Here is a 15304-nt window from a genome sequence, read left to right on the forward strand (position 1 = left end):
TAGCGCAAACAGGATGAGGGAGATTTCACATTGAGCAAGATAAAATCTCAAGTGTGTGGTTGGGTTGAACAGGGACATATCACGCAAGAGCAGGCGAATAAGCTTTATCGACAGGTGACTGTCTTGCCGGATGGGTCGAGTTGGCGTCGCTTAATTGCTCATTTATTACTCTGGTTCGGTGCGTTAAGTTTTGCCTGTGGGGTGATTTTTTTCTTTGCCTATAATTGGCAATCTTTGGGGCGATTTGCCAAATTTGGACTGATTGAAGTGGCGATAATACTCGCTATCAGCGCATTTGCTTGGCTCTATTATCGTGCCAATATTTATTCCCCTGTTAGTTCTTATCGTAAAGACAGCACTTTTGGTGCGACGACCGCCAATGGCGTGCTACTGGCCGCAAGTGTGTTAGTTGGTGGCTTATTAGCGTTAGTTGGGCAAACCTATCAAACGGGCGCCGATCCTTGGCAGTTATTTGCGCTATGGGCATTCGTTATCTTACCCTTTGCTTGGGTGGCGGGATTTGATGGTTTGTGGCTGTTGCTGGTGGGATTGCTAAACCTCAGCATAGGGATATTTCTGGATTCCTTTTCCCATTTCTGGGGATTATTTTGGGGCGCTCAAGGACAATTGCTGATCTTTATCTGTTTGAATTTAATTATCTATTATGCTTTCGTACTTTTAGACAACAAAGTCGCGGGGCGCTGGCATGCGCCAATCCTTGAATATGTTTGTTCATTGTTTGCTATGGGCTGTTTTACTTGGTTAATCACTTGGCTTATTTTCGACGATTTCCTTGAACGTGACAGCTTCAGCACTGGGATTTTCTGTGGTTATTTTGCCCATCTTATATTCGGATTCGTTATTTTTCGTTATAGATTACCACGCATATATCCCTTGGCCTTGGGCGGTTTTAGCTTGATTGCCGTAGGCGCCGCGTTACTGATAAAGCTGATGTTTGAGGATAATGACCCCATAGGTGGATTTTTGTTTATTGGGCTTTATATCATTTTGGCAAGCACAGGTTTGAGTATTTGGTTGAGGGAGCTAAGCCGGAAACTTAAACCACAGTTTGTAGGAATCGCCACCCAAGGGAGCGTGGGCGTGGGAGATGTTCATGAGCAACAATAATGGTTTACAGGATAGCGAAATGATCACTCGACCCTGCACTGATAGTGTTACGTCAATCGACGCTTCGAGTGAGTTAAGTCTAATCAAACTCTGGCAAGCTTTGTATGCCGAAGGCAATGTTAGTGCAGCTCAAATGCCAGAAGACCATGATATCCCTTGGTATATTGCCACTATGCAGGCGTTTGCTGCTTGGATAGCGGCGTTGTTTTTATTGAGCTTCATGATGGCAGTGTTTGGTGCCATTTTTGAGCATGTTGAAGAAGATGTCATTTTATTTATCGGCTTAACCTATTTAGCCTTGGGGATTGGGCTGTATTTTTTACCGCGGCAACAGATTTTTATTGAACAATTTGCTTTTGCCGCCTGTTTGAGTGGTTTGATCAGTGTGGCATGGGGATTATTTGATTTAATTAACAATGATTTTAGCCTCACATGGTATCTCTGTATGGCGGGTATTACATTGGTACTGTGGGGCTTGATTGCCCACGGGCTAGCCCAGTTTGTATTCGCTTTTTGCTTAAGTTGGTGCGTGATTGGCCTGATGGCAAAATTTGAACTGCTCAATTTTAGCCCAAGCCTTTTTGCCGTAGTCATTAGTCTAGTGTTATTAAATATCAATCAGTTCGGGCGTCATTATCGCAGGGCTCGGATGCTCATCTATGGTTTCGCACTCGCGTTGCTTTCGTTGCAGTTGATGCACGCTTTTAGTATGGACAGTATTTTTGAAGCCTTATTTAGCCCTTGGCAGCAAAGCCTGTGGCTGACACTGACTCATCTGTTGATTATTTTCGCTATTTGCGGATTTTTATTGGTGACAATCTTGCGCGAGCGCCATCAATCACTAAGCTCACCAGCGGCGCTAGGGTGTGTTATCGGTTTAGTCATCGTTAGCGGTTTATCCTTACCTATGCAGGGTTTATCAACAGCTATTCTATTGATCTTGCTTGGCCATTATTGCAACGAGTCTTGGTTGAAAGGTATGGGAATGGTGTCGGCGCTGTTATTTGTCAGCGGGTATTATTATTCCCTAGAAACGACTCTGTTACTTAAATCTGGTTATTTGATGGGCTTAGGCGCCTTGCTGTTGGTGACAAGGTTAGTGATGTGGCGGTTATTTCCTGCCAATGAAAATGCCAAGGAGACTGTGTAATGGGCAATGTGATGGGCAAACTGTCGGCTTCACATAAATGGGCGCTTGGGCTCGTACTGTTCATAACAGTGGCGATTCTCGCTGGCGTGAATTGGCGAATTTTCAAATTCGAACAACTGCTTAATCACGGTCAAGTGGTGCGTTTTGCATTAGCACCGGTCGATCCGCGCTCATTAATGCAGGGTGATTACATGGCGCTTGAATATGCCATTGCGCGCGATGTGCGTAGCGCCTTAGCGCCGCAACAAATGCAGGGGCAGTTATTGCTGGCTGTCGATGGGCAAAAAGTGGCGCGTTTTGTGGACTTTTATACCGACCAAGCACTCGGTAAAGATCAACTACGAGTGCAGTTTCGTGTCCGTGGTAATCAAATTAAGCTCGCATCGAACAGCTTTTTCTTTGAAGAAGGACAAGCCGATCATTTTAGTGCAGCTAAATACGGTGAGTTTAGAGTGAATTTGCAAGGTGAGTTACTGCTCGTCAGTTTACTCGATGAAAAGCTTCAGCCCTTATAACCCTATGTCAGGATTGCCATCCATTTGTTCTGCTTACTTGATTAACCTAGATTTATCTCTGGCCGCACTGTGTAGTGCGGCCAGCATCTCCCGTACTGCTTTCTTCCTAGTTCTGATCGCTAAATCGCACGAATAATATCCACCTTAAGTTGCAACTTTGATGCAACCAATTTGTAACCTTGACCGCCTATAGTATTGTCAGTCTTCGAGGTGATATCACCTTGAAGCATCTAAGCGCATCAATTAAATACCAAATATTAAAACAATACATTTAGGGGTCTCAATGTTTAACACTAAAACTGTGCTGGCGTTAGCCATCAGCAGCGTTTGTGGGCTTGCCCATGGCGCGGATAATGTGATCATTTCTGAATACGTCGAAGGCAGCAGCAATAATAAAGCTATCGAACTGTATAACCCAACCGCGGGCGCTATTGATTTAAGCCAATACCAATTGCGCTTCTATTTTAATGGCAGCACAAATGTCGGCACGACCATTGCGCTCACTGGCTCATTAGCGGCGGGGGCGACTTATGTGGTTGCCGATAATGACTCTTCTGCCGATATCCTTGCGGTCACAAATCAACAGAGTAGCGCCAGCTTCTTTAACGGCGACGATGCGATTGAACTGACCTATCAAAATCAAGTCATTGATAGTTTAGGCCAAGTCGGTGTTGATCCCGGTGCCGAGTGGGGCAGTGGTGATCTCTCCACTCAAGATAATACCCTGCGCCGTAATCCTGATCTGCTGATTGCCGATCCTATCAGTACTGATGCAGTAAGCTTTAGCACTTGGCTAGGTTTTGCTAAGGACGATGTTTCTGATCTTGGTAAGTTCAGTGCGGGTACGCCAACCGATCCAGTCGACCCTCCACCAAGCTCTTTAGTGTGCGGCGAAGAAGCCACAGCAATTCATGCGCTCCAAGGCGCGGGCGCTGCCAGCCCTCTTAATGGTCAAACTTTAGTGGTTGAGGCGGTTGTCGTCAGTAATCAAGAAACTGGTCTTAAGGGCATTTTTGTACAAATGGCCGATAATGAAGCCGATAGCGATCCCCAAACCTCGGAAGGTGTGTTTGTATATACCGGCACTGCGCCCACAGCTTATGTGGCAGGCGATCGTATTCGTTTAAAAGCCAAAGTCACTGAATATCAAGGCTTAACTGAACTAACGACTTTATCTGATCACAAGTTGTGTGCCACAGGACAAACGTTACCAACGGCCGCGCTAGTGACCTTACCTGTTAACAGCAGTGATGATTTTGAGCCCTTTGAGGGCATGCGGGTTCGTTTCAGCCAAGATTTAGTGGTGAATGAAGTCTATAACCTAGGCCGTTATGGCGAGATTTCATTAGGCAGTCAGCGCCACTTTATTGGTACGCAGGTGGCTGCGCCGGGCGCGGATGCGCTGGCGGTGAGCGCAGCCAACCAACGTGACAGTATTTTATTGGATGACGGTTTAACGGCGCAGAATCCTGATCCTGTGCAATTCCCCGCTCCTGGTTTGAGCGCATCAAACACTGTGCGTGTAGGCGATAAAGCCACATCGCTCACAGGTGTAATGCACTATGGCTTTAATCTGTATCGTATTATGCCAATCGGAACAGTGAACTTTGTGGCTGAAAACCCACGCCCAGTTGCGCCCACATTGGTTGAGGGGGGTAATCTAAAAGTCGCTAGCTTTAACGTGCTTAACTACTTCAATGGTGATGGCCAAGGTGCAGGTTTCCCAACCGCGCGTGGTGCCAATACCTTAAGCGAGTTTGAGCGTCAAAAGGCGAAGATTGTCAGTGCCATGGTGGGCATTAGTGCCGACGTATTTGGTTTGATGGAAATTGAAAACGATGGTTTCGGCGCTAATTCAGCCATTGCCGATTTAGTCGCAGGTTTGAATGCCGCTGTGGGTGAAGCGCGCTACGTTTATATCGCGCCAACAGGCATGAATGCGATTGGCACCGATGCCATCACAGTCGGCTTGATTTATCGCAGCGATAAAGTCACGCCGCAGGGCGCTGCGCGTATTTTATCCAGTGCCAATTCGCCATTAGATAGCGATCAACAGCCCCTGTTTGACGATAGCAAAAACCGTCCAATGCTGACGCAAGCCTTTAGCGTGAACGGCAGTGAAGAAGGCGTGGTTGTTGCGGTTAATCACCTTAAATCTAAGGGCAGTGAATGTGCGGGCGAACCTGATCTTAACGACGGTCAAGGCAACTGTAATATCACTCGTACCCGTGCGGCGACGGCTGCAGGTCAATGGATTAGCGAGCAATATCCAGATCAAGGCGTATTGCTGATTGGTGATTTGAACGCCTATGCGAAGGAAGATCCATTAACGGCGTTAGGTAATGCAGGCTTTAGTGAGCTGTTTGCCAAACTTGAAAAGCCAAATCCTTATTCCTATGTGTTCTCGGCTGAATCGGGTCAGTTGGACCATGCTTTAGCAAACGCTGCCCTGGTGGATAAAGTGGTGGATGTGACGCAGTGGCATATCAATACCGACGAACCACGTGTATTGGATTACAACGAAGAGTTTAAGACGCCTGCTCAAATCCAAGACTTATTCGCAAGTGATGCTTATCGCTCATCGGATCACGATCCTGTGGTGATTTCACTCTTGCTCGAAGCGGAAAAAGCCGCGCCAGTGGCCAGTTTCACTCAAGTGGTGAATGGCGCTGCGGTACAACTGACATCCACTTCAACCGACAGCGACGGACAAATCGTGTCAGCTGAGTGGAGCTTTGGTGATAATACCGTCGCAATGGGTGAGGTAGTGACTCACAGTTACAGCCAAAGCGGTGAGTATCTGGTCACGCTAACTGTGACTGATAACGACGGCCTAACCCATAGCACGTCGCAAATGGTGACAGTGGTTGCTGATAACGTGAAACAACCACCCGTTGCGCAAATTCAGCGTATCAATTTACTGTTCGTCGATATGTTTATCTCGACTAGCTATGATACCGATGGCGTGATCAAGCAACATAAGTGGACGTTCGACAATGGCACCCGCGCTAACGGTCAAGTGGCACTCCGCCTTGCCCGCCGTGGACAACACACTGTTGAACTGACCGTTAAAGATAACGACAAGTTAACGGATACCACGACGCTGACGTATCGTTAAGTCAGTCTTTGTATTCCGTTGATTTTTAAGTGACGCCAAGCCCGCAGCCGCGGGCTTTTCTTTTTGTCTAAAAGCAAAATAAAGTTGTTGTCAGTTGTGACGCATCAATTGTCATTGTTTCCCCAGTGACTCGTCACCTCTTTATTTAACAAGAAGCCTCCCTGAGGGCTCTAATAAAATATCCCTGTTTTAGAAGGTTACAGGTGCAACAATGCCAATTTTAACTAACTCTTTCGCTGTTTGTTTAGCTAAAAAGCTATTGCCCCGAAACAAGTTATTCCTAAAAGTGGACACCCAGTCTAAATAGGGAAAGATCCTAAAAGTAAAAGTGGACACCCAGCCTAAATAGCGCAGTTGTTAACCTCCGACTATGCTTTGGTTAAGCATTGAACAAGGAGGTTTGTATGCCTCGCCCTCGCAGAACTCAGATAAGTGTTGAAGACACACCCTATTACCATTGCTGTAGTCGCGTTGTGCGGCGTGCGTTTTTGTGTGGTGACGATGCCTATTCGGGAAAAAATTATGACCATCGCCGCGCTTGGGTAGAATCGCTACTGTTTGAACTCGAAGCGGTTTTTGCTATTGATGTGGCGGCTTTTGCTGTGATGTCCAATCATCTGCATGTGGTGCTGCGGGTCGATATCGACAGCGCCAATCGTTGGACTGACCACGAAGTACTTGAGCAGTGGCATAAGCTGTTTAAAGGCGATGAATTAACGCAAAAATTCGCCAAAGGTGAGTTAGTTGAAGCGCATGAGGTTCACAGATTAAAGCATTCAATTGCCATTTATCGCAGCCGTTTATGTGATATCAGTTGGTTTATGCGCTGCCTCAACGAACCCATCGCAAGACAAGCGAATCAAGAAGATAACTGTACAGGTCGTTTCTGGGAAGGTCGCTTTAAATCGCAAGCCCTACTCGATGAAGCCGCAGTTTTAACTTGTATGGCCTATGTTGATTTGAATCCTATTAGAGCGCAACTGGCTGATACACCAGAACAATCCGACCATACCAGTATCCAGTTGCGTATTCGTGCCGCATTAAAAGGTGAGCAGCCTAAAAATCTGCTGCCTTTTATCGGTAATGAGCGCGACAACCAGCCCAATGGCATTGCGTTTTTATTATCGGATTACCTTGAATTGGTCGATGATACAGGCCGAATTATTCGAAGCGACAAACGTGGGGCAATCAGTGTAAATAGCGCTAAGTTACTGGCAAGATTAAATATCCCACATGACAATTGGCTCAAGCTCACTACTGAGTTTGGCAAGCTATTTCATGGTCCGGTGGGTACGCTGCAAGCACTCACTGATTACTGTGAACATCTAGAAAAGCGACGACGGCACTTTGCCGCAAGCTGTCAGCACTTTCACAGCAACTAACTGTGATCCTGCTTAACTAAACCAATCTCTGCCCATGTGTTTTATTGGGTGGGTTAGCATGTCTTAAATCCACTATTTTTTAATGAGTAAGCTCATTTTTATGCCTCAGCTTTAGTCCTTCAATTTTTGATGACTCTTATTTAAGCAATTTTAGCTCGTACAAGTTGTAGACAAACCAAAAGTGCATTATGTTGTTGATCTAAAATGGGTGGCCAGATTTTGCTTTCACTCAGTGCCACTGTTATTGGAGATAGGATAAGGACACTTTGCAAAAATTCACTTTAATGTGATAACGGTTAAAATCTATGTGCGCACTATGCCTTTTGGTTTTATTCTAATCAACTAGAGCTTCATTAAAATTTAGGTGTTTTTCTTAAATTTTTGTTAACCTTAGTGTGCTTAAGTAAGGTAAAAACGTAAGTGCTCCGTCCAACTGATGACCTAAGTAGTCTTCGCTACTCATACACTTAAGCTATAATTTTTTAATATTAGAGCTTAAGTATCCGTACTAATTATGTTAATTACTAATACTTTACAACTCTCTCTTTTCGTTTAATATGCGAATTACAATCACTTTTTTATGTAGGATTATGGACCCTCACCGACGATACGCTGTAACTTCAGTTGTTGCAGCCATTATCAATAAACATTGTCTTTCCCTTTATTTCAATGAGTTAAGACAACTTTCTACACAATCAAATACACGGCTAATCAAAAAGTTGATAGCAGGTAGTAGATGGTTTGTTCTGAGAATTTCAAATCATACCCCAAGCCCGTTCTGGGAACGGTCATTTCGTTATATTCTTTTGTTTTTTAAGAAGATTATGTCATGAGTTGTATCTAAGCTATCTTTCGATATTTAGCTGAGCTCATTGAGTTTCAGTATCAATTGTCTATTCATTTTTTCTTGTTCAACTTAAAGCGGAACCCAGAGCCACGACTATGGAAATTTTTATTCTTATTGGTTTGATTGTGTTAAATGGCTTATTTGCTATGTCGGAAATCGCCATTGTGACTGCTCGCAAGTCACGGCTAACAGCCCTTGCTCATGGCGGTAGCAGCACTGCTAAAGCTGCGCTCAAACTGGCAGAAGATCCAACGCAATTCTTGTCAACTGTGCAAATAGGCATAACATCAATAGGGATCTTAAACGGAATATTTGGTGAATCCATCCTCGCCGAACCTTTGTCACTTTGGCTTCAGACTTTTGGTCTAAGTCCAGATTTAACCAACATCTTTTCAACCGTTCTAGTGGTTATCATTGTCACTTATGTGTCAATTGTCATTGGTGAGTTAGTTCCCAAGCGAATTGGTCAAGTCAGTGCGGAAAGTATTGCCTGTCTAATGGCTAAACCAATGGTATTTCTAGCAATAGCAACCAAACCATTTGTATGGATGTTATCTGGTTCAACTCATGCTCTTATGCGTCTAATGGGATTTTCGCATAGACTTGACGACAATGTGACTCAGGAAGATATTCAGGCAATGTTGCAGGAAGGTTCATCCGCTGGTGTGATTGAGCACAATGAACATGCTATGGTTAAAAATGTTTTTCGATTAGATGAACGTACTATTTCTTCATTGATGGTGCCACGGTCTGATATTGTATTTCTCGACTTAAACCTGCCTCTTGATGCAAATCTGCGAACTGTTATGCAGTCTCCGCACTCACGATTTCCTGTTTGTCGTAACAATGTTGATGATATGGTGGGTATTATTTCAGCTAAACAACTCCTTTCACAGTCTATCGCGGGTGAACGTTTAGAACTGGTGGATCTCGTTAAGAATTGTAACTTTGTACCCAACAGCTTATCTGGAATGGAGCTACTTGAGCATTTTCGTACTACAGGCTCGCAGATGGTGTTTGTTGTTGATGAATATGGTGATTTGAAAGGGCTGGTAACGCTTCAAGATATGATGGATGCACTGACTGGTGAGTTTTTACAGGAAGATGTGAATGATCAGATGGTGATAAAAAGGGAAGATGGCTCATTATTACTAGATGGTCTAATCCCTATTTTTGACCTAAAAGACGCTTTAGGTATAAAGCAATTGCCAAATGAAGAGGATGGGCGTTATCAAACGCTAAATGGATTTTTAATGTATGAATTAGGGAAAATACCTCAAACCACAGATATTGTTGAAGTTGCAGGCTGGCGACTCGAAATTATGGATATGGACGGTAAAAGGGTAGATAAAGTCCTTGCTCAAATGTTACCTGATGCTGATGATTCAGAAGAATCTATATTTGTTGATTGATAAATTCAAAAGCATAGTAGTTGTCAGCTTTAGTGCAAAAAACACGTCTAAAGAGCAACCAACTAAACCTGCTCGGTGAGTCGAGCATTAGCCATAAATTTCCTCATGGTTGTTTTACTAAAAATCGTGCCCGTGAATCACTCTAAATCAGACTGATTCACGATATCCCCAACGCCTCGTTTGCAGCTATTCTGGGGCGCTTTTTCCCTTGAGATTAATCAAATCTCATGTCCCTGCTATGCCTATTCCGACTAGTAATATCGAGAGTTGATTAATTTACAGTCAACAGAGACGTTACTAATAGAATAGCTAATCCGAATCTGACTAAGCAGAGTGAATTATCTAACAAGGTTTTGTCCAAAAGTATGTTGCGTATGCCTTTTAAACCTACAGGTTACGCGAATGCTCGAAAGGTGAGCCGTGGTGATTTGCGATACGACCGTTCGCCCTCCATGGCTCTCATTCATAAACTTAGAATCCCTAGGTTTCTATTCACCCTGTCGACGAGCAAATACGATGGCAAGCTTATATGAGTAGGTCAAACCAATAAGCGCTCCACGATTTAAAATGGATGGCCTAATTTATTGCCCATCATTTTATCTGTCATTTTAATTAGTTTTTATTGGCAATATATATCTATTAAAGCTATATCATTTAGTTTTTCACTTAGTCGCTTGAGACACTAAAAAATGAATTCTGAAGTTTTGAAGTATGTAAACGAGCATCAGCTTTCGTCTGTAATGAATAAAACAAAGTGGTGCGAGCTTGAAAAGGCATTAAATGGATCTGAAGACTTTATTCCCTATGTGCGATACAAATTGATTTATGATGAAAACCCTAATGCAGGTTTTACTGCTGTGTGGTGGCACGAGTTACTTGAAATAGCAGAAACCATTGAGTGGTTAGAAGTTGATCCATTCAAAAGAGAATGGCTAGGCCGATTAGTGGCGGATCGAGTGACGGACTTTTCTGATGTTGTAAGCGCGCAATTAGCCCAATATTCAATTCCTTATTCGCTAGAAAATGGTATGTTTCGGATTTGGGGTTATCTGAGGAGGGATGAATCTCCAGAATTTATCTAACTGAAGAACTTTATCTCTGTAAGTTACTTATTTTCAAGCTAAAACCACTCAAAACTGAGACGTCAATACTGATTGTTGGGATTGAGCATAGAGACAAAAGACATTAAAAAGTGCTTTATTTTTCAATAAAGCACTCATTTTTAAGCGACTCAAGCACTCGTTAACGTACTGAACACAGTACTGATTAAAGTCCCAATCAAAGTACCGATCAAAGTACTATGTAGAGTGGCCAACCAAGGAGGCCGATGAGACCTTCCTTGTGTTCGAATCTTTCTAAGCGTTCGGGTGAAGCGTCGCTGAGTAATAGTTCGCGGTAGCTTTTCGCAAAGTGCAGGGTACGCAGTAGGGCGGGGGCAAAGTTTTTGCCGAGATCTTTACTGATGGTTTCAGCGAGTTCTGCGGGCAATTCTGCTAATGCTTTCTGGGTTTCCAATTCGATATGCTCACGGGTAAACCATTCCTCTTTTAAGGTGATTTTGCCGATACGCTTTTTCAAATCCTGTCTGACTTTGGCGCCATCAAACAACAATCGATACAGTACCGCTTCGGCTAATACACTCTCTAGATTGAGAAAATCTAGCGGATCATAGCTCGATTGCGCGTAAAACTGTGCCAATAGGGCCGCAATCGACTGTTGGCGTTGGTGTTCAAGCAGGGCATCTTGATAGGCTTCATAGCCTAACCATTCTTCCGCATCGGGCGGACTGGACACTTGTTCGAGCAAGAACTTGTCGACATCACCGTACAGTGACTTGCCGTTGACGAGTTTATGCTTGCTGACAGTGCTGAGCATGCTCCAGCCTTTTTGAAAGCATTTGACTACGCCATCGGCGGTGATCAACAGGCGTATCGCCTGCTGCGGGTTTTGGTTTGACAATTCCATCAAACCAAGACTCACCACACCAATGACATCGTGCGCTGCTTGTTCGAGCAGGTGCATTTTGTACTTGTTGTAAAATTTATCGGCCAGTTTGAGGCTCATCAAAATGGCTTTGGATTTGATTTGTGACAGCTGTTCACCGCTCAGCGTTTCGTCTGCTTGGCCTTGGATCAATACCTTGCTCAGGTAGGGTCCTTGATCTACATCACGCAGTACCAGTTGCATCAAATAATTCCTTAATCCAAAAAGCTAAACATATCATCGACTTCAGCGTATTCATCCGTCACTTGGTTTTTCTCTTTGGCTTGAATAACCAGCTCGTTGACAAACTTGCTGATGATCATTTCCCAACCTGAGCTTTCGTTTCGCAGCAGGCTCTTAATGGCTTTTTCAACATCGGGCGCGAGCTCGTGGATCAAGGCCATTAGGCTGCGTGGGTCGTCTATGCTGAGGCTGTGTGCATCTTCACTGGCGACGCGGCTGTCGTAGCCGATGGTTTCAGTGTCTTCTTCGTCATCATAGAGATCTGTGTAGCCGTCATCATCTTCATGTTTCTCGCCTAACATCATTTCGATGAAAGGGATCGACAGGTAGAACAGGCCCGCTGGATCTTCGGCGATACATTCTAGAATCGCAGTTTGCTTTTCTTCGCTATCTTGGATGCGAATTAAATAGGTCAAAAAATCAAAGGTATGCTGAATAAGTTCTTCGGCATTGTTTTTGATTTTTTCTTCCCAGTACAAAGGTTGCTGACAGACGATGTCGCGAATTTGTTCTGGGGTCATGAGTTCAGACATGATCGAAGGACAAGAGATATCATGGTGACTGTTGATTTGGGTCAGCGTGACGATATCCATGTGCTCGATAACTTCGACTAATTGCTCGTCGCTCATGGTATTTGCAATGATTTCAAAGCGTTTGCTCGCTTGTTTTGGCTCTACGTCCGCCAACTCTTTAATTTCGGCGACGGTAATCTCAATGAGACTAGTGTTCATTAGCGGTCCTCATCATCGTAGTGATCGTAGTAGCCATCTTCCTCTTCGCCTTCATCATCATCGTCGTTATCTGAGGTGCCAACATAATCGTTGTCATCATCTTCATCGTCGTGATGTTTTGCTGCTGGCGTTGCTTTACCTTGAGTTTCAAGTAAATACAGCACGGCGCAGCTTTCAATCAGTAAGGTTTCCGAGTAACCACGCACGGCTAACACTAAAGGTAAATCAGCATTGTTAAAGCCAATCGTGACTTTAAACTCATCCCACTCGGGTTGAGTTGCCGTGTTTATCCAATGTGCCCACTTGAGTTTGGCTTCGGCGGGAAACTTAATTCGACCGTAAAGCGCGACAGGCAGGTACTCAGGCACAGTATCGAGCATCTTAGGATCGGCTTCTAACACCTTTTTGATTTGGCTAGTAAATTGCTCTAGCGCTTTAGGTGTATCGGGATCGTCGTAGGACTCGATATTGTCGTAGGCATTATTTTTTAGCTCATTAATGCGTGAGATATTCAGTTTTTTGACCATTTGACACTACTCTAGAAAACGCTCAAGGATAAAATTGATCCCACAGCTCGCGCATGGCGCTAGCGGGATCGGTCACTATGACGTTATTGAAATCTTTGATAAACGCATTACGTCGCTTAGGATCGGACAACACATCATAAGCATTTTTAACGCGTTCAAGTTGTACGGCGGCTTGCTGCTTTTCCTCTTCCGAGGCGCCTAACAACTTGTCGGGATGATATTTGTTTGACAGCCGTCGATAGGCTTTTTTAATGTCGTCTTCTTTGGCACTGGGTTTTATACCAAGCACACTAAAGTGGTTAATCATACTTGTACCTGCAGGCGATGGGGCTGATATCGCGAGATAAAAAGGGTTTGACTCTGATTATCTTTAAATTCGTGGAATTATGATTAGTCAGCCGTGGATGATAGCAGAAATTCCCACTCAGCGGCAAACGCGCGAGCAGGAATTTGTGCTTTAGTGAAGGGTTAAAAATCCTTTAAACTTTAATCTGTTGTGGCGCATGGATTAAGTCTACCGCTATGCTGTTGAAATCCGGTTACCTAGCCAGATTGACAGCTAACTTAACCTTGTTTTAGGCGAGATAATGGCCCTCGATTAAGGGCAATATTTTAGCGCCGAACAGTGCCGAATCCTCGCTAAACGCATTCACACAGAGCTAACCCACACTCGGCTCGGCCACGTTAGGCTGAGCTAACGCCGTAACCGCTAAGTCAGACTAGACACTAAACGTAGGTTCATTCCAAGGGTGAGCATTTGTTTTTGTTCTCGCTGTAAATCTTTCATAAACAAGCTGATTTTCCGCTTATGGCTTGGTAGTACTAGCATGAGTCCATCGGGGATCACTTTAATATGATCTAAGGTCAGCGTCTTAGCGATACGGCCAAGATTGAGCAAGACAGCAAGCCTAAGCAGGCAGAGTAGGCGATTGAGTGTGAGCTTATGGTTGGGATCGAGCTCAGTCAGCATTAATTCGTTAGGCTTTTTTCTGTGATTGGTGATAAGCCGCGCTAAATCCAGCTGTAATGCTTCGCTAAACCCAGGTAAGTCACTGTTACTGATAATGTAACCGCCGTGTTTGTGCAGGGATTTTGAATTAATGTGTAATCCGATCTCATGTAAAGTCGCGCTATAGGCGAGCAAGCGCGCATGGGGCCTTAATTGCCATTCGTCGGCGACTTGTTCAAACAAGGCCATGGCAGTGTCGCGTACCTTAGCCGCGTGGGCCATATCGATATGATAAAGCTGGGCAATACTGTCGACGGTGCGGTGGCGAATATCCTGATATTGACCAATCTTGGCCAGTTCATAGAGTACGCCTTCACGCAGTGCACCTGGGCTAAACTCAAGTTTTTGAATCGGTAAGCGCCTAAAAAAGCTGATCAAAATGGCAAGTCCGGCGGGCACTAAAGGAATGCGTTTATCATCGACGTTGGCAAATTGGATTTGGCTAATATGGCCACATTTGATCAACTTGATTTTGAGCTGTTTGAGTCGTGATAGCGTGATGGTTTCATCGCCGTGCTCTTCTTGAATTGCTTCGCAGATGGCTTTTACTGTGCCTGAGCTACCCAAGGTGAGTTCCCAGCCGCCCGCGAAATATTCCTTTGAGAGCGACGCGAACTGCTTATCGGCCGCACTTTGGGCATCGCGAAATGAGGCAGGGGTGATGAGCCCATCAATAAAGAAACGCTCATTAAAACTCACACAACCGCAGCGCAGGCTAGATAACTGAGTTGGGGTATTTTTCTGGCCGATCACCACTTCGGTAGAACCACCACCGATGTCGATGACTAAATTACTTTTCCCTAGCACTTGGCTTTGTGCAATACCGTTATAAATCAAACGCGCTTCTTCATGGCCCGAAATGACCTCCACCGGATAGGGCATGATGGCGAGCGCTGCCTCGATAAACTGATCGCGGTTTTTGGCGATTCTCAGAGTGTGGGTGGCGACTAATCGTACTTGCGCTTGGTCGAGATTGGAAAATCGTTGGTTAAAATCCCGTAGGCAATTGAGCCCACGTTCTATGGCGTCATTGTCGAGAATATTTTGCGCATTGAGCCCTGTGGCGAGCTGAACCTGTTGTTTTTCTTTATGTAAAATCTGTAAACTGCCATCTTGCTCGCGGGCAATGACCAGATGAAAACTGTTCGACCCCATATCGATGGCGACAAAGTGGCGCGATTTAGAGTTTGCGAGTACATTGCTGGGCGTAGCGTGTGACTGTGTGTGCGAATATGTGGTTACCAATCGGATTATCCTTA

12 protein-coding genes are annotated in these 15304 nt (G+C 44.6%); 7 read left to right on the forward strand and 5 right to left on the reverse strand.

What is annotated here, in order from left to right; all coding sequences use genetic code 11:
* Nucleotides 1–30: 30 nt before the first annotated feature.
* The 7 genes from L5L98_RS02205 (at nt 31) to L5L98_RS02235 (ending at nt 10634) form a co-directional block, all read left to right on the forward strand.
* Entirely contained in the window at nt 31–1128 is a 1098-nt protein-coding gene (locus L5L98_RS02205; RefSeq protein WP_263138259.1) for a DUF2157 domain-containing protein, read from the forward strand.
* A complete protein-coding gene (locus L5L98_RS02210; protein WP_263138260.1) occupies nt 1115–2278 on the forward strand; it encodes a DUF4401 domain-containing protein in 1164 nt (387 codons plus the stop codon). The genes L5L98_RS02205 and L5L98_RS02210 overlap by 14 nt, the downstream gene beginning before the upstream one ends.
* Nucleotides 2278–2793: a GDYXXLXY domain-containing protein gene (locus tag L5L98_RS02215; protein WP_263138261.1), complete on the forward strand. Its 516-nt coding sequence runs from the start codon at nt 2278–2280 to the stop codon at nt 2791–2793. Before L5L98_RS02210 ends, L5L98_RS02215 begins: the two co-directional genes overlap by 1 nt.
* A 283-nt stretch (nt 2794–3076) precedes the next feature.
* Nucleotides 3077–5911 (forward strand): ExeM/NucH family extracellular endonuclease, encoded by a 2835-nt coding sequence (locus tag L5L98_RS02220; RefSeq protein ID WP_263138262.1) that lies wholly within the window; start codon nt 3077–3079, stop codon nt 5909–5911.
* A gap of 404 nt (nt 5912–6315) precedes the next feature.
* A complete protein-coding gene (locus L5L98_RS02225; protein WP_263138263.1) occupies nt 6316–7293 on the forward strand; it encodes a transposase in 978 nt (325 codons plus the stop codon).
* Nucleotides 7294–8235: 942 nt separating this feature from the next.
* Nucleotides 8236–9552 carry a hemolysin family protein gene (locus tag L5L98_RS02230; RefSeq protein ID WP_263138264.1) on the forward strand — a complete coding sequence of 439 codons (1317 nt, stop codon included), beginning with the start codon at nt 8236–8238 and terminating at the stop codon, nt 9550–9552.
* 689 nt (nt 9553–10241) lie between these two features.
* Nucleotides 10242–10634 (forward strand): DUF6678 family protein, encoded by a 393-nt coding sequence (locus L5L98_RS02235; RefSeq protein WP_263138265.1) that lies wholly within the window; start codon nt 10242–10244, stop codon nt 10632–10634.
* A 208-nt stretch (nt 10635–10842) separates the two neighbouring features.
* On the opposite strand, the gene atcC is transcribed toward L5L98_RS02235, so the two are convergent.
* From atcC to ppx, 5 genes are all read right to left on the reverse strand, one after another.
* Nucleotides 10843–11739, reverse strand: coding sequence for a cold adaptation protein AtcC (gene atcC / locus L5L98_RS02240; RefSeq protein ID WP_263138266.1), 897 nt, complete (start codon nt 11737–11739; stop codon nt 10843–10845).
* 11 nt (nt 11740–11750) lie between these two features.
* On the reverse strand, nt 11751–12509 hold the full coding sequence (atcB, locus tag L5L98_RS02245; RefSeq protein ID WP_173245325.1) for a cold adaptation protein AtcB: 759 nt from the start codon (nt 12507–12509) through the stop codon (nt 11751–11753).
* Nucleotides 12509–13036, reverse strand: a complete 528-nt coding sequence (gene atcA / locus L5L98_RS02250; RefSeq protein WP_115015148.1) for a cold adaptation protein AtcA — start codon at nt 13034–13036, stop codon at nt 12509–12511. The genes atcB and atcA overlap by 1 nt, the downstream gene beginning before the upstream one ends.
* 22 nt (nt 13037–13058) lie before the next feature.
* Entirely contained in the window at nt 13059–13343 is a 285-nt protein-coding gene (locus tag L5L98_RS02255; protein ID WP_006081330.1) for a J domain-containing protein, read from the reverse strand.
* A gap of 402 nt (nt 13344–13745) precedes the next feature.
* The gene (gene ppx, locus L5L98_RS02260; RefSeq protein WP_263138267.1) at nt 13746–15290 is read right to left on the reverse strand and encodes an exopolyphosphatase; all 1545 of its coding nucleotides are present in this window, start codon (nt 15288–15290) and stop codon (nt 13746–13748) included.
* Nucleotides 15291–15304: the final 14 nt, after the last annotated feature.

The sequence above is a fragment of the Shewanella sp. SM23 genome, assembly GCF_025654295.1.
In the GTDB taxonomy this organism is placed as follows: domain Bacteria; phylum Pseudomonadota; class Gammaproteobacteria; order Enterobacterales; family Shewanellaceae; genus Shewanella; species Shewanella oncorhynchi.